Here is a 25,347-nt window from a genome sequence, read left to right on the forward strand (position 1 = left end):
CAGTCATGCAGGTGTCGACTGCCTCACCGCCATCGCGAGCAGGCTCACTCCTACAGGGTTCAGCAGTCACCATTCACCGTCTTTCTGATACTTATTCCCATTCGCTAATTTTTCCGGTGTGCATTCGTTTTATAGGGACGACGTGCCTTTGTGCTTCCCGCCACTGATCCGGATACCCAGAAATGAACGCTGAAGACTCCTTGAAACTTGCTCGCCGGTTTATCGGGTTGCCCCTGGAAAAGCGCCAGATGTTCCTCGCGGCCTTGCACAAGGAGGGTGTTGATTTCGCCCGGTTCCCCATTCCCGCCGGAGTCGATGCCGAGGATCGCCAGGCGCTATCGTACGCCCAGCAACGCATGTGGTTTCTCTGGCAGCTGGACCCGCAGAGCGGCGCCTACAACCTGCCGGGCGCGGTGCGCCTGACCGGTCAGTTGCACCAGAATGCGCTGGAGCAGGCATTCGCCAGCCTGGTGGCGCGGCATGAAACCCTGCGCACCGTATTCCAGCCCCAGGCCGACGACAGCTTGCTCACAGTGCCAGCCAGCGCACCGTTGGTCATCGATCATGTGGATCTCAGCGCGCTGCCAGCCACGGAACGTGAAGTCGCAATAGCCCACGCTGCCGAGCAGCAATCGGTACTGCCGTTTGATCTGTCGGTCGGCCCGCTGCTGCGCGTCACCTTGCTCAAGCTCGCCGACGAACAGCACGTGCTGCTGCTGACCTTGCACCACATCGTGTCCGACGGCTGGTCGATGAACGTGCTGATCGACGAATTCATCTGCTGCTACGACGCATTCGAAGCCGGCACTCAACCGCAATTGCAACCGCTGCCAATCCAGTATAGCGACTACGCCCTGTGGCAGCGCCGGTGGCTGGAAGCGGGCGAGCGGGCCCGGCAACTCGACTACTGGCAGACGCAACTGGGCGATGAACACCCAGTGCTGGAACTGCCCACCGACCACCCGCGCCCGGCGATGCCGAGCCATCGTGGCACCCGATATGAATTCGCCGTCGACGCGCAACTGGCCGAGCAACTGCGCGTCACTGCCCAGCAACACAACATCACCCTGTTCATGCTGCTGCTCGGCGCCTTCAACGTGCTGCTACATCGCTACACCGGGCAGGCTGACCTGCGCGTCGGCGTGCCGATCGCCAACCGCAACCGTGCCGAGATCGAAGGGCTGATCGGCTTCTTCGTCAACACCCAGGTGTTGCGCACCCGGCTGGATGGCCAGTCCCGGGTCGATGAAATGTTGCGCGCCATCAAGGAGACCGCCCTCGGTGCCCAGGCCCACCAGGACTTGCCGTTCGAGCGCCTGGTTGAAGCGCTCAAACTCGAACGCAGCCTCAGCCACACGCCGCTGTTCCAGGTGATGTACAACCACCAGCCGCAGGTCGCGGACATCTCCAGCGTGAGCACCGCGTCCGGCCTGGCACTGGGCGTGATTGAATGGCAAGGGCGCACCAACCAGTTCGACCTGACCCTCGATACCTATGAAAAAGGCGGCCAGCTGCACGCCGCGCTGACCTACGCCAACGACCTGTTCGACGCCCCGACCATCGAGCGCATGGCGCAACACTGGACGCGATTGCTGCAGGGCATGGTCAGCGATTCCGGCCAGCGCATCAGCGAATTGCCGATGCTGGAGAACGCCGAATACCAGCGCATCGTGCACGATTGGAACAGCGCTGACGAAAGCTTCGTCGCAGAGCACTGCATCCACCCATTGATCAGCCAGCGCGCCGCCGAGCACCCACAAGCGCTGGCAGTCACGTTTAACACCACCCAGCTGACCTACGCCGAACTCGACGTCCAGGCCAATCGCCTGGCCCACAAGCTGATCGAGCTGGGCGTCGGTCCGGAAGTCCGGGTCGGCGTGGCCATGCAGCGTTCTGAAAAGTTGCTGGTGGCATTGCTCGGTGTGCTCAAGGCCGGCGGTGCTTATGTGCCGCTGGACCCGGATTACCCGGCAGAGCGCGTTGCCTACATGCTGCAAGACAGCCAGGCACGGGTGCTGCTGACTGAACAATCGGTCGCGGCAACATTGGCCGTGAAAGCCGATGCGCAAGTGCTGCTGATGGACGACATGACGTGGTCCGCTTACCCAGCCAGCGCACCGATTACCCGCGTCACGCCGGACAACCTGGCCTACGTGATCTACACCTCTGGTTCCACCGGCAAACCCAAAGGCGTCGCCATCGCCCATCGCAATGTAGTGGCGCTGATCGACTGGTCGAAATCGCTCTACAGCTGCGAAGATATCCAGGGCGTGCTGGCCTCGACCTCGGTGTGCTTCGACCTGTCGGTGTGGGAACTGTTCGTCACCCTGGCCAATGGCGGCTCGCTGATCATCGCCCGCAATGCCCTGGAGTTACCGCAACTACCGGCCCGCGATCAGGTACGCCTGATCAACAGCGTGCCCTCGGCGATCAATGCGTTGCAGCGCGACGGGCAGATCCCGCCGGGCGTGCGCATCATCAACCTGGCCGGCGAGCCGTTGAAGCAGAGTCTGGTGGAGGCGCTTTACCAGCAAACGACCGTCGAGCACGTCTACGATTTGTACGGGCCGTCGGAAGACACCACCTATTCCACCTGGAGCCGTCGTGAAGCTGGCGGTCGCGCGAACATCGGCCGACCGCTCAAGCACACCGCCAGCTACCTGCTCGATGCTGACCTGCAACCGGTGCCGCAAGGCGTATCGGCAGAGTTGTACCTGAGCGGCGCCGGCATCACTCGCGGTTACCTCGGGCGGCCAAGTTTGACCGCTGAAAAGTATGTGCCAAACCCCTTTGCCAGCAACGGCGAACGCCTGTACCGCACTGGCGACCTGACCCGCTATCAGGCCGATGCCAGCCTGCAATACGTCGGGCGCATCGACCATCAAGTCAAGGTCCGTGGCTTTCGTATCGAGCTGGGTGAAATCGAAGCGCGGCTCTTGCAGCAACAGGCCGTGCGCGAGCTGGCAGTGTTGACGCAGGACGGCGTCAACGGGCAGCAACTGGTCGCCTACATCGTGCCCAACGATTCGGCATTGATGGCTGACACCGCAGCGCAAGCGACCCTGCGTGAAACCTTGAAAGCGGCGCTGCGTCAGCATCTGCCGGACTATATGATCCCGTCGTTCCTGCTGTTTCTGGCGCACTTGCCGCTGACGCCCAACGGCAAACTCGACCGCAAGGCGTTGCCGGTGATTGACGGCTCGCAGCAACAACGCGAACACGTCGCACCGTGGAGCTCGATGGAAAAAGCCCTCGCCGCAATCTGGCGAGACGTGCTGGCCATCGAAAAAGTCGGTGTTGAAGACAATTTCTTCGAGCTGGGCGGCGACTCCATCGTGTCCATGCAAGTGGTCAGCCGTGCGCGTCAGGCCGGGATCGTGTTGAGCCCCAAGGACCTGTTCCAGCACCAGACCATTCGCAGCCTGGCCCAGGCGGCACGCAGCGGCGAGCAGCCGTTGATCGACCAGGGCCTGGCGAGTGGCGCGGTCGCGTTGGCGCCGGTGCAACAGTGGTTCTTCGAGCAAGCGATCCCCGAACGTCAGCACTGGAACCAGTCGCTGCTGCTGGTACCGCGTGAGGCTTTGAGCGTCGAGGCGCTGGAGTATGCGCTTGTGCAATTGATGACGCACCACGACAGCTTGCGACTGCGTTACGAACAGCATGGTTGGCAGCAAACCTATGGGTTGCCGACGACTGAATCGGTGTTGTGGCAACGACAGGCGCAGTCGGTAGAAGCACTCAACGCCTGGTGCGACGAAGCCCAGCGCAGTCTCGACCTGCAAAATGGCCCACTGCTGCGCGCGCTGCTGGTGGCGATGGCCGACGGCACTCAGCGGTTGCTGCTGGTCATCCATCACCTGGCCGTCGACGGTGTTTCCTGGCGCGTGTTACTGGAAGATCTGCAGCAGTTCTACAGCGACAGTACCGTGACGTTGGCGAAAACCAGCACTTACCAGCGCTGGGTCGCCCGCTTGCATGATCATCTGCCAGCCTTTGAAACCAGCATCGATCATTGGCAGAACCAACTGCGCGACGCACCGAGCGATTTGCCGTGTGACCGTCCAGCCGGCGCGCTGCAAAACCGCTTCGAGCACAAACTCGAGATCAGATTCGACGCTGCACAAACCCGCAAGCTGTTGCAACAAGCCCCGGCGGCGTACCGCACCCAGGTCAACGACCTGCTGCTGACTGCATTAGCGCGTGCGGTTTGCCGCTGGAGCGGGCAGGGCAGCATGCTGATTCAGCTCGAAGGCCATGGCCGCGAAGACCTGTTCAAGGACATCGACCTGACCCGTACTGTGGGGTGGTTCACCAGCCTGTTCCCGGTTCAACTGATGCCGTCGGGAGACCTTGGTTCCTCGATAAAATCGATCAAGGAGCAACTGCGTGCAGTGCCCGACAAGGGCTTGAGCTACGGTGCATTGCGTTACCTGGGCAGCCCGTTGATCCGCGAACAGCTGGCCGTATTGCCGCAGCCGCGCATCACCTTCAACTACCTGGGTCAGTTCGACCGTCAGTTCGACGACGCCGCGATGTTCGTGCCGTCTACCGAAGGCAACGGTGTCGCGCAGGATCCATCGGCCCCATTGGGCAACTGGCTAACGGTCGAAGGCCAGGTCTTCGGTGGCGAGTTGGCCCTGAGCTGGGGTTTCAGTCGCGAAATGTTCGACATCGCGACCATCCAGCGTCTGGTGGACGGCTACGCGCATGAGCTTACCGCGCTGATCGAGCACTGCTGCACCGTTGAAGTACCGCAGGCCACGCCGTCGGACTTTCCGTTGGCGCACATCAGTCAGGCGCAACTCGACGGATTGTCAGTTAATGCGTTGGAAGACCTGTATCCGCTGTCGCCGATGCAGCAGGGCATGCTGTTTCATACCCTGCATGCGCCCGCAGTCGGCGCCTACATCAGCCAGATGCGCCTGGATATTCAAGGCCTCGACCCGCAACGCTTCGCCGTAGCCTGGCAGGCTGCTGTCACGCGTCACGACATTCTGCGCAGCAGCTTCCACTGGCAAGGCCTGGACAACGCACATCAGGCGATTGTCCGCGACGTCGCGCTGCCACTTGAAGTGCTGGCAGCCACTGATACCGATGCGCTGGCCGAAGCCGAACGAGCCCGGGGCTTCGAGTTGGACAGCGCGCCATTGCTGCGCCTGAAGCTGATTCGACAGGGCGATCAGGACTGGCACCTGATCTACACCAGCCACCACATTCTGATGGACGGCTGGAGCAACGCGCAGCTGCTCGCAGAAGTTATCCAGCACTACGCAGTCGCACAGTCGCTGCCGGCGCCGACCGGCCAATACCGGGATTACCTGGCTTGGTTGCAGCAGCAATCAGCCGCTGCCGGCGAAGCATTCTGGAAGGCCGCACTGGCGCCCCTCCAAGCGCCGACCTTGCTCGCCGAAGCGCTGCGCCCGCCGGTCGCAGCCGTTGGCATCGAAGACCAGCGGGTAAACCTTGATCGCCACGCAACCCAAGGGTTGGCCGAATTCGCCCGCCAGCAGAAAGTCACCCTCAACACCCTGTTGCAAGCTGCCTGGGGCCTGTTGCTGCATCGCTACACCGGCCAGGATTGCGTGGTGTTCGGGGCTACGGTCGCCGGCCGTGCGGCCCCGTTGCCAGGCATTGAGGAGCAGCTCGGGCTGTTCATCAACACATTGCCGCTGGTCTGCGTGATCAAGCCGGAGCAAACCGTCAGCCAGTGGCTGGCCGAGCTGCAAGGGCTGAACCTGGCCATGCGCGAGTTCGAGCATGTGCCGCTCTACGACATTCAGGGCTGGGCAGGGCAGCAGGGTTCGGCGCTGTTCGACAGCCTGTTGGTGTTCGAAAACTTCCCCGTGGCCGAAGCGCTGAAGCAGGGCGCCCCAGCCGGGTTGTCGTTCGCCAACCTGCACAATCACGAACGCACCCACTATCCGCTGACCCTGGGCATCGAGTTGGGCGAAAGCCTGAGCCTGGATTTCAGCTACGACTCGGCGCGGTTCAGTGCTGCGCAGATCAGCCAACTCGCCGCCGACCTGCAGCATCTGCTGGCGCAGCTGCCAGCTTTGCCGAACGCCGCATTGGGTACGCTGCAACTGCTCGACGAGGCGGCAATCCAGGCAGTGCTCGCGACTAACCGATCGCCTGCCGTCGAGTTATCCACAACGCTTTTCGCCCACCAGCAGATTGCCGTCCAAGCTGCAGCCCACCCCGACGCGCTGGCGTTGCAGGTCAACGGCCAGTCCCTGAGTTACGGCCAGTTAAATATCCAGGCCGACCGCTTGGCCCAGCGCCTGCGAGCCAACGGTGCTGGCCCCGGCACCCGCGTTGGCCTGGCGCTGCACCGCGGGCCACAACTGATCGTCAGCCTGCTCGCCGTGCTGAAAACTGGCGCGGCCTACGTCCCCCTGGACCCGCAATATCCAGCCGAACGCCTGGCCTACATGATCGAAGACAGCCGCCTCGACCTGTTGCTGTGCGAACCCGACCTACTGCAACACATCAAACAAATCCCACGCCTGACCTTGGAAGCAGGCAACACGCCGCCCCCTGCCCCTGTGGGAGCAAAGCTTGCTCGCGATGGCGTCCTCCCCGCTGCCGAAGACCTGGCCTACATCATCTACACCTCCGGCTCCACCGGCCAACCCAAAGGCGTAGCCATCACTCACGCCGCCCTACGCGAGTTCTGCCAGACCGCCGCCGACTACTCAGTACTGTCGGCCTCCGACCGCGTGCTGCAATTCGCCACCTTCAGTTTCGATGGCTTCGTTGAACAATGCTTCCCGGCACTGTGCGTCGGCGCGGCGTTGATCATGCGTGGCGACGACCTGTGGGACGCCGGCCGGCTCGCCACAGAAATCGTCGAGCTTGGCGTGACCGTGGCCGACTTGCCAGCGGCCTATTGGCACTTGCTGGCCCGCGAATGCGCCAGCGGCGTGGTGAGTAATCTCGGCGCTTTGCGCCAGGTCCACGTCGGCGGTGAAGCCATGTCGGTAGAAGGCCTGCGCCTGTGGCATCAAGCCGGCCTGGCTCACGTGCGCCTGCTCAACACCTACGGCCCGACCGAAGCGGCCGTGGTTTCCAGCATTCACGAATGCCGTGTGGAAGATGCCAGCGACGCGTATGGCGTACCGATTGGCCGGGCAATCGCCGGTCGAACGTTGCATGTGTTGGATGCTGCCGGCCAACTACTGCCCAATGGTGGCGTCGGCGAACTGTGCATCGGTGCTCCTGCCTGCCTGGCGCAAAGCTATTTCGACCGCCCGGCACTGACCGCCGAGCGATTCCTCCCGGACCCGTTTGCCGATCAACCGGGGGCACGCCTGTATCGCAGCGGCGACCTGGCGCGTTATAACGCCGACGGCAACCTGGAGTACGTCGGGCGCATCGATCATCAAGTGAAAATTCGTGGTTTTCGTATTGAGATGGGCGAGATCGAAACTTGCCTGCAAGCCCGCCCAGATGTGCGCGGAGCAGCGGTCGTTGCGCAGGACGGCACGCAACTGGTGGCTTACATCGTGGCCAGCAGCGTGGTCAGTTCTCCAGCAGAGTACCTCGAAGCGCTCAAGGCAGTTTTGCGCCAGGCATTGCCCGAATACATGGTACCCAATCACCTGGTTCTGCTGCCCGAACTGCCCCTCAACAACAACGGCAAGCTTGACCGCAAAGCCTTGCCGCGCGTTGAAGCAGGTGACGTACAACGTGCTTTCATCGCTCCCGCGCCAGGGCTGGAAACCCAACTGGCGCAGATCTGGCAGGCGGTATTACAGGTCGAGCAGGTCGGTCGCGAAGACAATTTCTTCGAGTTGGGCGGCCATTCGTTGCTGGTGCTGCAAGTGATCTCTCGCGTGCGTCAGCAATTGCACCTTGAGCTGTCGGTGAGCAGCCTGTTTTCTGCCGCGAACCTGGCGCAATTCTCTGAGCGTGTCGCGCAAGCCGACGCGAGCAGCCAACCACAATTGCAACGCGCGCCGGACGATCAGCCGCGCATCCTGTCCTACGCCCAGCAACGCCAGTGGATTCTCTGGCAACTGGACCCGCACAGCGCGGCCTACAATATTCCGGCGGCGCTGCGGCTTAAAGGCTCGCTCAACCATGAAGCACTGCGCAAAGCCTTCGCGCAGTTGCAGGTTCGCCACGAGACCCTGCGCACGACTTTCGAACAGAACGCTCAGCAGGCCCGTCCGGTGGTCCACGTCGATCTGCCGTTGCAACTCAGCCAATGGCCCATCGATGAGTCGTCGATCAACCGCGCCGTCGCTGAAGAAATCGCCCGGCCATTCGACCTGCGTAACGGGCCGCTGTGGCGCGTGCTGCTACTGCAAGTGAGCAGCGAGGAACACGTACTGGTGCTGACCGTGCACCACATCGCTGCCGATGGCTGGTCGATGCAGGTCATGGTCGATGAGTTCAGCGCGCTGTATCACGCCGCCGTCGAAGGGCTTACGGCCAACCTGTGCAGTCTCCCGGTGAACTACAGCGACTACGCCCAATGGCAGCGCAACTGGCTGGAGGCCGGGGAGGGCGCACGCCAGCTCGCCTGGTGGAGTGAGCAACTGGCCGGCAGCCACGCGCCGCTCGAGTTGCCCAGCGAACTGACTCGTCCTGCCCGTCGCACCGAGCGCGGCGCGAGCCTGATGCTCAACGTGGATCGCGACTTGCTCGCCGGTTTGCGGCAACGCGCCCAGGAACAGCAAGTGACCTTGTTCATGCTGTTGCTGGCGAGTTTCCAGACCCTGCTGCACCGCCAGAGCGGACAGTCGAGCATCAGCGTCGGCGTGCCGAGCGCCGGTCGTTCGCGCATCGAAACCGAAGGCCTGATCGGCTTTTTCATCAACACTCAAGTACTGCGCGCCGAGATCGACGGGCAGCAGCCGTTCAGTGCATTGCTACAGCAGGTCAAGCACACCGCCCTGGGCGCCCAGGCCAATCAGGATTTGCCCTTCGAACAACTGGTCGACGCCTTGCAACCGGACCGCAGCCTCAATCACAGCCCGCTGTTCCAGGTGCTCTACAACCATCAGCAGCAGTTGGGCGTCAGCGTCGAGCGTACGGTCGCAGACTTGAAAATCGAACGTCTGAACTGGCAGCAACACACCACCCAGTTCGATCTGGTGCTCGACACTCAAGAGCAAGGCGAAGCGCTGGATGCCAGCCTGACCTATGCTACCGATCTATACGACAAGGTATCGATGCAGCGACTCGCCGAGCAATGGCTGAACCTGTTGCGCTCAGTGGTCGAAGACCCGCAGCAACGGGTCGCCGACCTGCCGCTGATTGACCAGTCGCAGCGCGATGCCCTGGTCCAGCACTGGAATCCAGGGTTCCACGAACAAGCGACATCACCGACCTTGCACCAGCTGTTCGAAGCTCAAGCCGCTCAACGGCCGGACGCCATCGCCCTGGTCCACGAAAGCGAGCAACTAACCTATGCCGCGCTCAACGCCCAGGCCAACAGACTGGCGCGCAAACTGCGCGAGCAGGGCGTCGGGCCCGAGGTGCGGGTGGGCATCGCCACCGAGCGGGCCATACCACTGGTGATCGGTTTGCTGGCGATTCTCAAGGCCGGTGGCGCTTACGTGCCGCTCGATCCGCAATACCCGGCCGAGCGCCTGAGCTACATGATCGAGGACAGCGGCATCCAGTTGCTGTTGACTCAACAACATCTGATCGATGGCCTGCCGTCACGTGAAAACGTGCAGGTGCTGAACCTCGAATCGCTACAGCTCAACCACTACAGTGGCGAAAACCTGCCGGCGCTCGCGACCGCAGAGAACCTCGCCTACGTCATCTACACCTCCGGTTCCACCGGCCGGCCAAAAGGCGCGCTGCTCAGCCATGGCAACGTCGGGCGCCTGCTGGCGGCCACGGCCACCGAGTTCAATTTCGGCGCAGACGATGTCTGGACCCTGTTCCATTCCTACGCCTTCGACTTCTCGGTGTGGGAGCTGTTTGGCTCACTGTGCACCGGCGGACGCCTGGTCATCGTGCCGTACTACATCAGCCGCGAGCCGCAGGAGTTTCACCGCCTGCTCTGCGACGCAGGCGTGACGGTGTTGAACCAGACCCCAAGCGCGTTTCGCCAGTTGTTGCCGGTTGCCTGCGCCAGCCCCAGAAGCATGGCGCTGCGCCAGGTGATTTTCGGTGGCGAAGCTCTTGAAGTGGCGAGCCTGCGCCCCTGGTTCGAGCGTTTCGGTGACCAGCAGCCGACCCTCGTCAACATGTACGGCATCACCGAAACCACGGTGCACGTGACTTACCGCGCCATCCGCCGCGCCGACCTTGACGCCAGGGCGCAGAGCCCGATCGGGTTGCCGATCCGCGATCTGCGCTGGTACCTGCTCGACAGCCAGCTGCAACCGGTGCCGGTGGGCGTGGCGGGCGAGTTGTACATCGCCGGTGCCGGTCTGGCGCGGGGATATCACGGCCGTTGCGGCCTGACCGCCGAACGCTTCGTGCCAAGTCCGTTCCAGCCATCGCAACGCCTGTATCGCAGCGGCGACCTGGCTCGCCAACGTGCCGATGGCAGCATCGATTACCTGGGGCGCATCGACCAGCAAGTGAAGATCCGTGGGTTCCGCATCGAGCTGGGCGAAATCGAAGCGGCATTGCTGGCCCAACCGGGCGTGCGCCAAGCGGTGTTGAGCGTGCATGCCGGCGATGCAGGGCCGCAGCTCTGCGCCTACGTGGTGCCGGTGCAGGCCCCAGTCGATCCACTTGCCTGGCGTGACCATTTGCGCGCCGCGCTCAAGGTCGGTCTGCCGGATTACATGGTGCCAAGCCACTGGGTGCTGCTGGACGCCTTGCCGCTGACCAGCAACGGCAAGCTCGATCGCCAGGCCTTGCCGCTGCCGGAGGCGCAGGACTGGCAACAACCGTTCGAAGCCCCCGAGGGTGATCGCGAACGGCAACTGGCGGCCATCTGGGCCGACGTCCTGGGCGTGGTGCAGATCGGCCGGCGCGACAACTTCTTCGAATTGGGCGGGCACTCGCTGCTCGCCGCCCAGGCCAGCGCCCGGGTGGAACTGGAACTGGGCATCGAGTTGCCGCTGCGCGCGCTGTTCGAATCCGCCGACCTTCAGGCTTATGCCGCCATGGCCGGGCAACACGCCCCGGCTGACAACGATGCACGTCTGGATGCGCTTGAGTCGCTTCTCGACGAGATGGAGATCAACTGATGGAACACACCACTGCCCAGCGTATCGCCAGCCGCTTCGCCGGCCTGCCTGCCGACAAGCGCCGCGAGTTCCTGAGCCGCATGCAGGAGCAGGGCGTGAGCTTTGGCCAGCTGCCGATTCCGCCAGCGCTTGAACCACAGGCGAGTTTCGAACTGTCTTATGCACAGCAGCGCCAGTGGTTCCTCTGGCAGCTCGACCCGCAGAGTTCGGCCTATAACATTCCGGCCGCCCTGCGCTTGCATGGGGCGCTGAATGTCGCGGCACTGCAGCACAGTTTTGATGTGTTGCTGGAGCGGCATCAGAGTTTGCGCAGTCGTTTTGTCGAGGACGACGGGCAGGTGGTGCAGACGCTGGCGCAGTGCACTTCACTGCCGATTGAGTACCTCGACCTGCGCGGTGAACCGCAAGCGACGCGCCTCGATCTCGCGATGCACAACGTCGAGCAGGAAATCGCCCGGCCATTCGATCTGCAACACGGCCCGCTGCTACGGGTCAGCCTGTTGCAGCTCGATGCCGAAGACCATGTGCTGCTGCTGACCCTGCATCACATCGTCACCGACGGTTGGTCGATGGGCGTACTGGTGGAAGAGTTTTCCCGGCTGTACGCCGCGTATTGCCAAGGCCGGCAAGCAGCGCTGGAAGCACTGCCGATCCAGTATTCAGATTACGCGCTGTGGCAACGCCGCTGGATGGAAGCGGGTGAGCTGGAGCGTCAACTCAACTGGTGGCGGGGGACTCTTGGCAGTGAGCAACCGCTGCTCGAATTGCCCACGGATCGCCCGCGCCCGGCACAACCGAGCCAACGCGGTGCCCGTCTGGATTTCGCCCTCGATGCGGCCCTGGCCAGTGGCTTGCTGTCCCTGGCCAAACAGCGCGGCGTCACGCCGTTCATGCTGCTGCTGGCGAGTTTCCAGGCGCTGCTCTACCGCTACAGCGGCCAGGGCGACCTGCGGGTCGGTGTGCCGATTGCCAACCGCAATCGCACGGAAACCCGTGGCCTGATCGGCTTCTTCGTCAACGCCCAGGTGATGCGTGCGCAGCTTGATGGACGCCTGCCGTTTACCGACCTGCTTGATCAGACCCGCAGTGCGGCACTGGATGCCCAGGATTATCAGGATCTGCCTTTCGAGCGTCTGGTGCAGACGCTGCAAGGCGAGCGCAGTCTGAGCCACAGCCCGTTGTTCCAGGTGATGTTCAACCACCAGCAGGCCAGACCAGCGGCGGTCGGAGGTTTGCTCGCGGGGTTGCGTGTCGAAGCACTGCATGCCACTGCGCACACCACCCAGTTCGATCTGCAACTGGATACCCAGGAGCAGGGCGACCAACTGTTCGCCAGCCTGACCTACGCCACCGACCTGTTTGATGCCGAGCGCATCGAACACCTGGCCCGTCATTGGCGCAACCTGTTGGCCGGGGTGCTGGCGAATCCGCAATGCCCGGTTGCCGAGTTGCCTATGCTGGATGCCGACGAACGCCGACGCATGCTTGAAGAGCTCAACCACACCGCTCAAAGCTACCCGGGTGAAGTCTGCGTGCAGCGTCACTTCGAAGAACGCGTGGTGGACAACCCTGACGCCATCGCGCTGGTGTTCCAGGGCCATTCCCTGAGTTACGATGAATTGAACCTGCGCGCCAACCGCCTGGCTCATCACCTGCGCAGCCTGGGTGTAGGCCCGGAAGTGCTGGTGGGGATTGCCTGCGAGCGTTCGTTTGAAATGGTCGTCGGCCTGCTGGCGATCCTCAAGGCTGGCGGCGCGTACGTGCCGCTGGACCCGGAATACCCGGTTGATCGCCTGAGCTACATGATCGAAGACAGCTGCATTTCGCTGTTGTTGACCCAGGAACACCTGCTGGCGCAACTGCCGACGCCGGACAACGTGCGCACTTTGTGCCTGCAAGCCGATATCGACTGGCTGGCAGATTTGTCGGGTACTGATCTGCCCAACCTGGCGGTCGCTGAGAACCTCGCCTACGTCATCTATACCTCAGGCTCCACCGGCAAACCCAAAGGCGCGGGTAACCGCCATGTGGCGCTGCATAACCGCCTGGAGTGGATGCAACAGGCCTACGCGCTGCAGACGAGCGACCGGGTGCTGCAAAAAACGCCCTTCAGTTTCGACGTATCGGTATGGGAATTCTTCTGGCCGCTGATGCAGGGCGCCACCCTGGTGATCGCCGCGCCGGGTGAACATCGCGATCCGCAGCGCCTCGCCGGGTTGATCGTCGAGCAACAGATCACCACGCTGCACTTCGTACCCTCGATGCTTTCGGCTTTTATCGCCGCCGACGAGGCGCTGGCCTGCACTTCGCTGCAGCGGATCATCTGCAGCGGCGAAGCCCTGCCCGTAGAATTGCAACGCCAGACCCTGCGCAGCCTGCCCCAGGCCAGACTGTATAACCTCTACGGCCCGACCGAAGCAGCCATCGACGTGACTCACTGGACCTGCGTGGAGGAAGGCCGCGACAGCGTGCCCATTGGCCACCCGATCGCCAACCTGCGCGCCTGCATCCTCGACAGCGAACTGCAACCCTTGCCCCTGGGCGCGGTGGGCGAGTTGTACCTGGGCGGTGTCGGCCTGGCGCGGGGTTATCACCGCCGTGGCGCGTTGACCGCCGAGCGTTTTGTGGTCGACCCGTTCGGCAGTGGCGAGCGCCTGTATCGTACCGGCGACCTGGCGCGTTATCGCACTGACGGCGCCATCGATTACTGCGGGCGCATCGACCATCAGGTGAAGATTCGCGGCCTGCGCATCGAGCTGGGTGAAATCGAAGCGCGCCTGCACGAGCATGTGGATGTGCAGGAAGCCGTGGTGCTGGCCCTCGATGGTGCTGGCGGCAAACAACTGGTCGCCTACATCGTGCCGCAGAACCGCGCCCTGATCGATGCCGATGCCGCGCAACAAGGCACCTGGCGCGAGACGTTGAAGGTCCATCTGCTCGCCAGCCTGCCGGATTACATGGTGCCGGCGCAGACCGTGCTGATCGAGCAGATGCCCCTGAGCCCCAACGGCAAGCTGGAGCGCAACCGCCTGCCTGCACCGAGTGCACAAGTAAGCCTGCGCGCGTTCGAAGCACCACGCGGTGCACATGAACAGATGCTGGCGCAGATCTGGCAGGACGTGTTGGGCGTGGAGCAGGTCGGGCGCCAGGACAATTTCTTCGAACTGGGCGGCGACTCGATCATTTCGATCCAGGTGGTCAGCCGCGCCCGGCGTGCCGGCCAGGGCCTGCAACCGCGCGACCTGTTCCAGCAGCAAACCTTGCAGGCCCTGGCCACAGTAGTGAAAACCCAGGCTGCACCGCTGGCGCCCCAAGGGCCGGTGGAAGGAATGCAAACACTCACACCCATCCAGCGCTGGTTCTTCGAAGAGCCGATCCCGCAACGAGCACACTGGAACCAGGCCGTGCTGCTGACACCGCGCGAAACCCTCGAACTGCCACGCCTGCACGCCGCATTGCAACGCCTGCTCAAGCAACACGATGCCCTGCGCCTGCGCTTCAGCCAAGTCGCCACAACACCGCCCCCCTGTAGGAGTGAGCCTGCTCGCGATAGCGTCAGCCCAGACAACCTAAAGTGGTCAGCCCGCTACGTCGGCACCGACAGCGCCGACGTCATCGACATGCTCTGGACCGCAAGCGTATCCAGCTCAGCCTCCCTCGAATCGGTATGCGAAGAAGCCCAACGCAGCCTCAACCTGCAAGACGGCCCACTGCTGCGAGTCGCTTTAATTGCCCAGGCCGATGGCTCCCAGCGCCTGCTGCTGGTGGTCCATCACCTGGCAGTGGACGGCGTCTCCTGGCGGGTTTTGTTGGAGGACTTGCAGGCGGCTTACCAAGGTCAGGAACTGCCCCCCAAGACCAGTTCCTTCCAAACCTGGGCTGACCGGCTCAAAACTTACGCCCGCAGCGAAACCGCCTCCCGCGAACTCAGCTGGTGGCAGGCGCAACTAAGCCAGGGCAATACTGCGCTGCCCGCCGCCAACCCCCAGGCCAGCCAGGCCGGCCATCTGCGCCAGGGCGTCAGCATCGGCCTGGACCGCGAGCACACCCGCCAGCTGCTGCAACAGGCGCCGGCAATCTACCGCACCCAGGTCAACGACCTGCTGCTGACCGCACTGGCCCGCACCCTAAGCCGCTGGACCGCTCACCCCTCGGCGCTGATCCAGCTCGAAGGCCATGGCCGCGAAGAGCTGTTCGAGGACATCGACCTGACCCGCACCGTCGGCTGGTTCTCCAGCCTGTTCCCAGTGTGCCTGACCCCGACCGCCGACCTGCCGGGTTCGATCAAGGCAATCAAGCAGCAGCTGCGCGAGATCCCATGCAAAGGCTTGGGCTACGGCCTGTTGCGCCATATGGGCGATGCCGCCACGCAAGCAGCGCTCGCCGCGTTGCCGCAGGCCCGCGTCACCTTCAACTACCTGGGCCAGTTCGACCAGAGTTTCGCCGAGGACGCACTGTTCACCCCGGCTGTCGAATCCAGCGGCGCTGCACAAGCGGCGGATGCGCCATTGCCGAACTGGCTGTCGGTGGACGGCCAGGTTTATGGCGGTGAATTGAAACTCGACTGGACCTTCAGCCGCGAATGCTTCGAGCTGCACGAAATCGAAACCCTCGCAGCGAATTTCCGTGAAGAGTTGCTGAGCCTGATCGACCACTGCCTGAGCGATGGTGCAGGCGGCGTGACCCCGGCGGACTTCCCGTTGGCCCGCCTCAGCCAGGCGCAACTCGACGCACTGCCAGTGCCACCGGCGCAGATTGAAGACCTGTATCCGCTGGCGCCCATGCAGGCCGGCCTGCTGTTTCACAGCCTGTATGAATCGGACTGCGGCGCCTATGTAAACCAGCTCAGCGTCGAAGCCAGCGGGCTCGACGCCGAACGCCTCGGCCGAGCCTGGCAAGCGGTGCTCGACACTCACCCGATCCTGCGCAGCAGCTTCCACTTCCCGGATGGCTTCGAAGCGCCGGTGCAACTGGTGCATCGTCACCTGCAATTGCCGCTGACCTGCCTCGACTGGCGCGGGCGCAGCGATCAGGCCGCAGCGCTGGCGCAGTTGATCGACAACGAACGCCTGCAGCTCGATCCGGTGCGCGCGCCGTTGATGCGACTGACCCTGGTACGCCTCGACGATGTACGTCAGCAACTGATCTACACCCACCACCACCTGCTGCTCGACGGCTGGAGTAATTCGCTGCTGCTGAGCGAAGTGCTGCAGCGCTATGCCGGACAGGAAGTGCAGGCCCCAAGTGGACGCTTCGCCGACTACATCGGCTGGCTGCAACGCCAGGATGCCCAGGCTGACGAGCTGTTCTGGCGTGAGCAACTGGCTGGCCTCGACAACCCGACGCTGCTGGCGCAAAGCTTCGCCCACGGGGGGAGTAAAAACCTCTCGACGGCCCAGTTCGCCGACCATCATCAGGCCTTCGATCTCGCCAGCAGCCAACGCTTCAGCGAGTTTGCCCGGCAGCAAAAGGTCACGCTCAACACCCTGGTGCAAGGCGCCTGGGCCCTGCTGTTGCAACGCTACAGCGGTCAACGCAGCGTCGCATTCGGCGCCACCGTGGCCGGTCGCCCGGTCGACCTGCCGGGTGCTGAAAGCCAGCTCGGCCTGTTCATCAACACCTTGCCGGTGGTCAGCAGCCCGGATTCCGTGGAAAGCGTCGGCCAGTGGCTGAGCCGCTTGCAGGCGCAGAACCTGGAACTGCGCGAACACGAATTCACCGCCCTGGGCGATATTCAGCGCTGGGCTGGGCGCGCCGGCGAGCCGTTGTTCGACAGTTTGCTGGTGTTCGAAAACTTTCCGGTGGCTGCGGCATTGCAGCAGGGCGCGCCGGCCGGCCTGAGTTTCCAATTGCCGCAGAACCATGAGCGCACCAACTTCCCGCTGACCCTGGCCGCCACCGCCGAAAGCCAGCTGAGCATCCACTGGAGCTACCAGTGCAGTCACTTCAGTAGCGACGCGATTGCGCGCATGAGCGAACACCTGGGCGCATTGCTGGCGGCGATGGTCGCTGCGCCGCAGGCCGCCCTGAGTGAGCTGGACCTGCTGACTGCGCCGGAACGCGCGCAACAGTTGCTGGAGTGGAACCCGGCGTTTACCGCAGCGGAAAATCCGCTGTGTGTGCATCAACTGATCGAGGCCCAGGCGATTAAGCGCCCGCATGCCACGGCACTGATTTTCAACGAAGTGCAACTGAGCTTTGACCAGCTCAACCGCCGCGCCAACCAATTGGCCCATCGCCTTCGTGCACTTGGCATGGGCCCGGAAGTGCGGGTCGGCCTGGCCATGCAGCGATCGCCGGAAATGATCATCGGCCTGCTGGCGATTCTCAAGGCCGGCGGCGCCTACGTACCGCTGGACCCGGCATACCCGGCCGAACGCCTGCGCTATCTGATGCAAGACAGCGGCATCGCGCTGCTGATCAGCCAGTCGTGGCTACGCGAGAAGCTGCCGTTGCCCGAAGGTTTGTCGGTGCTGGAAATCGACCGCGAACCGCTGGAACTGCAGGCCGACACCAACCCGATTAACCTCACGTGTGGGGAAAACCTCGCTTACCTGATCTACACCTCGGGTTCCACCGGACGCCCCAAGGGCGTCAGCGTGGCCCACGGTCCGCTGGCCATGCACTGCCTGGCGATCGGCGAGTTGTACGGCATGACCCCGGAAGATCGCGAGCTGCAATTTGCCTCAATCAGCTTCGACGGCGCCCACGAGCGCTGGCTCACACCCCTGGTGTTCGGTTCGGCGGTCATGCCCCGAGACGACGAGCTGTGGAGCGTGGAGCGCACCTGCGCCGAGATCGAAAAACACGGCATCACCATCGCCTGTTTCACCCCGAGCTATCTGGCGCAGATCGCCGACTTCATGGGTGAAGCCGGGCGTGATTTGCCGATCCGTTCCTACACCCCGTGCGGTGAAGGCATGGCCAAGCACGCGTTCGATGAGGTGCAGCAAGTACTGCAACCCAAGCGCCTGATCAACGGCTACGGCCCGACCGAAACCGTGATCACGCCGCTGATCTGGCTGGCCTACCCGGAGACCGAATTCGACTCGGCGTTCATGCCGATTGGTCGGCCGGTCGGCAACCGCAGCGCCTACATCCTCGACGGCGGCCTGCAGCCATTGCCGGTCGGCGTGGCGGGCGAGTTGTACCTGGGCGGCGAGGGCGTGGCCCGGGGTTACCATCAACGTCCGGACCTGACCGCCGAGCGTTTCGTGCCGGATCCGTTCGTGGCGGGTGGCCGCCTGTACCGCAGTGGCGACCTCGCGCGCTTCCGTGCCGATGGCGTGGTTGAATACCTCGGCCGTATCGACCAGCAAGTGAAGATTCGCGGGTTCCGCATCGAGCTCGGCGAAATCGAAGCCTGCCTGATGGAACACCCGGCGGTGCGTGAAGCGCTGGTGATCGATCGCGAAGGCCCGGTCAGCCGGCAGTTGGTCGGCTACGTGGTGCCCCGAGATCCGCTGGCCGATGAGCAGAATCTGCATCAAGCGCTGACGACTCATCTGCGCATCCGCCTGCCGGCGCACATGCTGCCGGCGCACCTGATGTGCCTGGCCGCGCTGCCGCTGACCCCCAATGGCAAGCTCGACCGCCAGGGCCTGCCGGCGCCGCAGGCGTCGCGCCAACATCAGGATCAGGTGGCCGCTGCGTCGCCTGCCGAAGCCTTGCTGCTGGACATCTGGCAGGAACTGCTCGGCCTGGATTCCCTGGGCGTCACCGAGAACTTCTTTGAGCTGGGCGGTGACTCGATCATCTCGCTGCAAGCAGTCAGTCGTGCCGGTCAGCGCGGGCTGGTATTCAGCCCCAAGCAACTGTTCGAGCAGCAGACCATTCGCGCCCTTGCCGCTGTGGCGACCAGTCGCGACACCGGGCTAATCGAAGTATCAAAGGTCGAGGCGTTTGCCCTGGTGCCGCACATCGACCCCGCGGCTCGTGAAGGGCTGCAGGACCTGTATCCATTGTCGCCGATGCAGCAGGGCATGCTGTTCCATTGCCTCGACTCGCCGGAGCTCAACCCCTACGTCAACCAGTTGAGCGTGGCGGTCCACGGCATGCAGGTGCCGCGCTTCCGTGCGGCCTGGCAGACCCTGGTCGAGCGCCATGAAGTGCTGCGCGCGGCGTTCCGCTGGCGCGATGGCCTGGCAGATCCGCTGCAAGCGGTGTTCGCCGAGGTCGAGCTGCCGATCGAAGAACTCGACTGGCGCGAACGCAGCGACACCGAGCAGGCACTGGGCGAGCTGGCGGCGGCCGAACAGGCCAAGGGTTTCGACCTGAGCTGCCCGCCATTGATGCGATTTATCCTGGTGCGCCTGGGTGACGATCGTTACCAGATGATCTGGATCTACCACCACCTGCTGCTCGACGGCTGGAGCGCCTCGCGGTTGCTCGGCGACATGTTGCGCCTGTATCACCACGACAGCCTGCCGACCCTGACCGGTCGCTACGCCGACTACATCGCCTGGCTGCAACAACAGGACGCGGCACAGGCCGAAGGCTTCTGGCGCGAGCGCCTGGCGTTGCTTGAAGCACCGACCATTCTGGCCAAGGCCTCTGGTGCGGCAGGCTCCGGGCATGGCGTGATGTACAGCAATCTTGACGCCGAGGCGACGGGCAAACTGCACGCCTTCGCCAAGCGCCAGCGCGTGACTTTGAACACCCTGGTGCAAGGCGCCTGGTTGCTGCTGCTGCAACGCCACAGCGGCCAACGCAGCGTCGCTTTCGGTGCGACGGTTGCGGGGCGTCCAACCGCTCTTGCCGGCGCCCAGGACATGCTCGGCCTGTTTATCAACACCTTGCCGGTGATCCAGACCCTGGACCCGCAACAGCCGCTGGGCGAGTGGTTGCGCGACTTGCAGGACTACAACCTGCTCGTACGCGACTACGAACACACGCCGCTTTCGGATATTCAACGCTGGGCCGGGCAGGGCGGCCAAGGGCTGTTCGACAGCATCATCGTGTTTGAAAACCACCCGGTGGACCGCGCCTTGAAAGGGGGCGAGGAAGGCGAACTGCGCTTTGCCGAAGTTGGCAGCGGCGGGGTCACCAACTTCCCGATGGACTTGATGGTCAGTGCCAACGAGGAAGGCCTGGAAGTCGAATACCTGTTCCTGCGCGAGCGCTTCAGTGAAGTGGAAGTGCAGCGCATTCGTGCGCAGCTGGAAGGTTTGTTGCGGGCGTTGCCGCAGGATGTCGGTTGTCTGCTCGGCAACATCGGCCTGCCTGAAGCGCTGGTCAGACTGCCAACGCCGACGGACAACGATGCCGATTTGCTGCACGCCTTCAACCGTCATGTGCAGGCTCAGCCGCAAAAAATCGCCCTGTTCTGTGAGGATCGCGAAGTCAGTTATGCCCAGCTCGAGGCCCAGGCCAATGCCCTGGCGCAGCAATTGATCGCTCGCGGAATCGGCCCGGAACACCTGGTGGCGGTGGGGTTGCCACGCTCCGAAACCACCATCGTTGCGTTTCTTGCGGTGCTGAAAGCCGGGGCAGCGTACCTGCCGCTGGACCTGGCTTATCCGGTCGAGCGGCTGACCTACATGCTCGCGGACTCGGCGGCCAGCCTGCTGCTGTGCAACAGTGATCTGGGCGAACGCCTGCCTTTGGCGGACAGCCCGCCCCGGCTGTTGCTCGATCGGTTGAACATTGCCGGCAACTTTGACTGCCCGGTTGTGAATTCGTATGCGCAGCACCTGGCCTATCTGATCTACACCTCCGGTTCCACCGGCCAACCCAAAGGCGTGGCGGTGGCTCGCGGGCCGATCGCCCAGCATTGCCGAGGCATCATCGACCTCTATGAACTGGCACCGCGCAGCCGCGAATTGCACTTTATGTCCTTCGCCTTCGACGGCGCCCAGGAGCGCTGGCTCAGCGTGTTGCTGGCCGGCGGCAGCCTGGTGATTCGCGATGACAGTCTGTGGACGCCGGAGCAAACCCTGCAAGTGCTGCATCGTCACGATGTCACCGTCGCCTGCTTCCCGCCGGCGTACCTGCAACAAATAGCCGAAGTCGCCGAACGCCTGGGCAATCCACCCGCAGTCGAGGTGTATTGCTTCGGTGGTGACGCAGTGCCCGAAGCCAGTTTCGAACAGGTCAAGCGCGCTTTGCGTCCGCAGCGCCTGGTCAACGGTTACGGCCCTACCGAAACCGTGGTCACGCCGCTGCTGTGGCGCGCCGAGGCCGGCGAAACCTGTGATGCAGCCTATGCGCCGATCGGCCGTGGCGTCGCCGGCCGTGGCCTGTACATCCTCGACGCCGACCTCAACCCATTACCAGTGGGCGTCAGCGGCGAGCTGTATCTGGGCGGTGAATGCCTGGCCCGCGGTTATCACCGGCGCCCGGGCATGAGTGCCGAACGCTTCGTCCCCGATCCGTTCACGGCGGGCGGGCGTATGTACCGCACCGGTGACCTGGTGCGCCAGCGCGAGTGCGGGTTGATCGACTATCTGGGGCGGCTGGACCAGCAAGTGAAGATCCGCGGATTCCGCATCGAGCTGGGCGAAATTGAAGCCCGCCTGCGTGACTGCGCCGGGGTGCAGGATGCCGCCGTGGTGGTGCACGACACGCCGACTGGCAAGCAACTGGTGGGCTACGTCGTGGCGCCCGGCACCGTCGGCCTGGATCGACGCCTGAAATCCGAGTTGCAGGCGCTATTGCCGGACTACATGGTGCCGGCACGCATACTGGTACTGGAGCGTTTCCCGCTGTCGGCCAACGGCAAGCTCGATCGTCGCGCATTACCGGTGCCCGAGTGGGCCCAGGGCGGTTATCGTGCTCCGCGCAACTCCCTGGAAAGCGCGCTGGCGTCGATCTGGCAAGAAGTGCTCGGCGTGCCGCAGGTAGGCATCGACGACAACTTCTTCGAACTGGGCGGCGATTCATTGCAGGTGCTCAAAGTCATCTCGCGGGTACGCAGCCAGCCCGAGCTCGGCTTCGAATTGAAATTGCGCGACCTGATGCAGAAACCCTGCATTGCCGAACTCAGTGGTTACCAGGCTGCTGAGCCCGTCGCAGCCGCGCCGGACCCGATGCTGGCATTGAACTCACGGCTGCCGACCCTGCCAGCGCTGTTCTGCCTGCACGCCGGTTTCGGCACGGTGTTCGACTACGAACCACTGGCACGGCGCCTGGAAGGCCGGCGCACGGTCTACGGCCTGCAATGCCGCATGCTGCTCGACCCGCAGTGGCAGGACCACTCTTTGCTGGCCATGGCCCAGGCGTATGCGCAGCGAATTCGTGAGCAACAGGCCCAGGGCCCGTACTACTTGCTCGGCTGGTCGCTGGGCGGGGCGTTGACCCAACTGGTGGCCCACAAGCTGGAACAGCAGGGCGAAACCGTCGCATTCGCCGGGCTGGTCGACAGCTACGTGGCCGGCACTGCGGAAGCGGGGGACTGGCGCGAGGATTTGGCGGATTTCCTCAAATTTGTCCTTGGTCATTCGTCTGAAGAAGCACAGTCGTTGATTGCTACGCACGCCTCGAATCTGCCCGAGCCTCAAGCCGCAGCAGCAGTCATCGAAGCCGCACTCCACGGTTCCAACGAACAAGCCGCACTGGGCGCGGGAGAACTCACGCAAATCTTCAACACCGGTTCGCGACTCAAACACCTGGCGCTGGCCCACCGACAACTGCCCCCGATCAAAGCCACTGCACACCGCTGGTGGGTCGCCCATCGAGAAGACGAACGCCGAGTGTTCGAAGCACAAGTCGGCACCAAAGCCATCGACCGCCTGCTGCCCGGCAGCCACTACGAACTGCTGCGTGGCGAAGACCTGCTGGACGAATTGCAAAACCTGCTGGAGCAACCCATGACCATCGCCTGACTGATAAGGCTCCTGCCTTGCTCTGTGGGAGCAAGGTTTCGCTGTGTCGTGTGGGAGCAAGGCTTGCCCGCGATGGACGCCAACGATAACGCGCGCCATCTGGGTAAACCCAATCCCCTGTGGGAGCCGGGCTTGCCCGCGATGGACTTCAACGATAACGCGCGCTATCTGGACAAACTCCGACCCCCTGTGGGAGCCGGGCTTGCCCGCGATGGACTCCAACGATAACGCGCGCTATCTGAATAAACCCCGGCCCTTTGTAGGAGCAAGCTTGCTCGCGATGGTCGTCAACGATAACGCGCGCGTCCTGAAAAAACGCGGTGCTTGGACCTTCATCGCGAGCAAGCTCGCTCCTACAGGAATGTAGCCATTTTTCACAATTTCGACTGCCCAATTCCCGGCCCCAAAAATTCAAAGGATCCACCTCCATGCCCGTCCTACCCGAACTCGAAGCCTTCCTCGAACTCGCCGAATTCGGCCGCCTCACCGGCAAAAGCCGCCCCATGCACGACCTCACCCCCCAACAAGCCCGCATAGACTTCGAAGCCTCCTCAAACTTCCTCGACACCCCGCTGACCCATATCGCCTGCGAAAACCTCACCATTCCCGCCAGAGACGGCCACCACCTCCCAGCCCGCCTGTACCGCGACGCCAACCCGGTCGAAACCCTGCAACCCGTAATCCTCTACTTCCACGGCGGCGGCTACGTAGTCGGCAGCCTCAATTCCCACGACGCCCTCTGCCGCCGTCTCGCCGCCCAAGGCGGCTTCGCCCTCCTGACAGTCGATTACCGCCTCGCCCCAGAATGCCAGTTCCCAACCCCCGTAAACGACGCCTGCGACGCAGCCAACTGGCTCGCCCAACACGGCGCAACCCTGGACCTGGACGCAACCCGCACAGCATTCGCCGGGGACAGCGTCGGCGCAACCCTGGCCACCGTCCTCTCAATCATCGCCGTCCACGATCCCGCAGAACTCCAGCTAAAACCCAAGGCCCAGGTACTCGTCTACCCCGTAACCGACGCCACCACCAAACGCCCCTCCCACCGGGATTTCGCCGAAGGCTACCTCCTCGAAACCCCGACGCTGGACTGGTTCTACAGCCACTACAGCCGCACCCCCGCCGACCTCGCAGACTGGCGCTGCGCGCCCTTGCTGGCGCCAGACCTGTCGGGCCTGGCACCGGCATTGGTGTACCTCGCCGGGTATGACCCGTTGCATGACGAAGGGCTGGCGTATGCCGAACGGTTGCGGGAAGCGGGGAATGAAGTGACGCTGCTGGAACAGGCCGGCATGACCCATGACTTCATGCGCATGGGCGGGTTGCTCAGCGAGGTGGAGGGAATTCACCAGGAAGTGGCGGGGTGGGTGCGGGCGCGGTTGTGAGTTGAAACGAGGCGATCTCTCATAACGAGATGGCGATTTTCAGTGCAGGGATTTGTGGTGCGGCAACTTTGGTCATCGCGGGCAAGCCTTGCTCCCACAGGTGCTGTGCCGAGCCTTGATCATGTGCCCGACACTGGATCTTCTGTGGGAGCAAGGCTTGCCCGCGATGGCGGCGTCAAAATTTCGCAAGTCTTGAAGTTGGAATCGCTTCATATCCCGATAAAGCTTTGTCTTTTTTGCACGTTAAACGTCGTTTGATGGCGCGTGTTTAATCCCGCCCATGATTACTTCCTGCAAGCTACAACGCCTTGCGCCATTGCCTACAGGTAAGCCAGAATCCGCCGGCTTGTGCGCCTTGGGTGCGGGCTCTATCGTTGCGTGGTCGCTGGAAAACAGCGATCGGGTTTGGTAGCCCGGATATCTGGTGGAAAGCGCGACCTTATGCAGAGGTTCTTCATCTTCTGTTTTTATGGTGGCCATGCGCAGGGCGTTCTCGGACGCGCCGGGTTCCAGGTATACCGGTCTACCAACCTTCGTATGGCCACCACCCTCGTTTGGTAGCGAGGCTGATGGCTCCATCATGCAAACCTGGAGTTTCATCTATGTTCAAAGTAACGCCGAATCCGCCGGACTCTGATCCGACATCAGCCCCTGAAAATTGCCATTCAAATCACTCAGCCGATCACCCACCCTCGATCGCCGACATCAAGGCCGCCCCTCACAAGCTCTGCACCCTGTTCACCGTCAACCCCGAACTCGATAACGAAACCCTACTGGCGTATGCCTGCGAGTCGCTGGCGTCGGCCAATGTCATGGCTACCGATTTGGTTGATCATTTGGAAGGCAGTTCGCGTAATGCGCTGTTGGGTATTGCGCAGGTGATCATGTTGGGGGAGTTGGCGGTGAATCGGGCGTTGGATCAGCTGGGGTGTCCTGAGTAACTGCTGCAGAATCATGAGTTGTTAAAGTCAAAAG

4 protein-coding genes are annotated in these 25,347 nt (G+C 63.1%); all 4 read left to right on the forward strand.

Annotated elements, in window-relative coordinates; all coding sequences use genetic code 11:
- Window positions 1–182: 182 nt before the first annotated feature.
- The 4 genes from ACYZTK_RS23595 (at window position 183) to ACYZTK_RS23610 (ending at window position 25,313) form a co-directional block, all read left to right on the forward strand.
- Complete coding sequence (locus tag ACYZTK_RS23595; RefSeq protein ID WP_462012020.1) at window positions 183–11,165, forward strand: amino acid adenylation domain-containing protein; 10,983 nt, start codon at window positions 183–185, stop codon at window positions 11,163–11,165.
- On the forward strand, window positions 11,165–22,987 hold the full coding sequence (locus tag ACYZTK_RS23600) for a non-ribosomal peptide synthase/polyketide synthase (RefSeq protein WP_462012021.1): 11,823 nt from the start codon (window positions 11,165–11,167) through the stop codon (window positions 22,985–22,987). The genes ACYZTK_RS23595 and ACYZTK_RS23600 overlap by 1 nt, the downstream gene beginning before the upstream one ends.
- Before the next feature lie 428 nt (window positions 22,988–23,415).
- Window positions 23,416–24,372 carry an alpha/beta hydrolase gene (locus ACYZTK_RS23605; protein WP_462012022.1) on the forward strand — a complete coding sequence of 319 codons (957 nt, stop codon included), beginning with the start codon at window positions 23,416–23,418 and terminating at the stop codon, window positions 24,370–24,372.
- Between the two features lie 602 nt (window positions 24,373–24,974).
- On the forward strand, window positions 24,975–25,313 hold the full coding sequence (locus ACYZTK_RS23610) for a DUF6124 family protein (RefSeq protein WP_462012023.1): 339 nt from the start codon (window positions 24,975–24,977) through the stop codon (window positions 25,311–25,313).
- Window positions 25,314–25,347 lie beyond the last annotated feature (34 nt).

It is taken from the genome of Pseudomonas sp. LB3P31 (genome assembly GCF_054897945.1).

Bases quoted from the DNA above. Each gene is read 5' to 3' on its own strand.
- ACYZTK_RS23600 (WP_462012021.1), top strand. From the start codon at position 11,165: ATGGAACACACCACTGCCCAGCGTATCGCCAGCCGCTTCGCCGGCCTG.
- ACYZTK_RS23610 (WP_462012023.1), top strand. From the start codon at position 24,975: ATGTTCAAAGTAACGCCGAATCCGCCGGACTCTGATCCGACATCAGCC.
- ACYZTK_RS23595 (WP_462012020.1), top strand. From the start codon at position 183: ATGAACGCTGAAGACTCCTTGAAACTTGCTCGCCGGTTTATCGGGTTG.
- ACYZTK_RS23605 (WP_462012022.1), top strand. From the start codon at position 23,416: ATGCCCGTCCTACCCGAACTCGAAGCCTTCCTCGAACTCGCCGAATTC.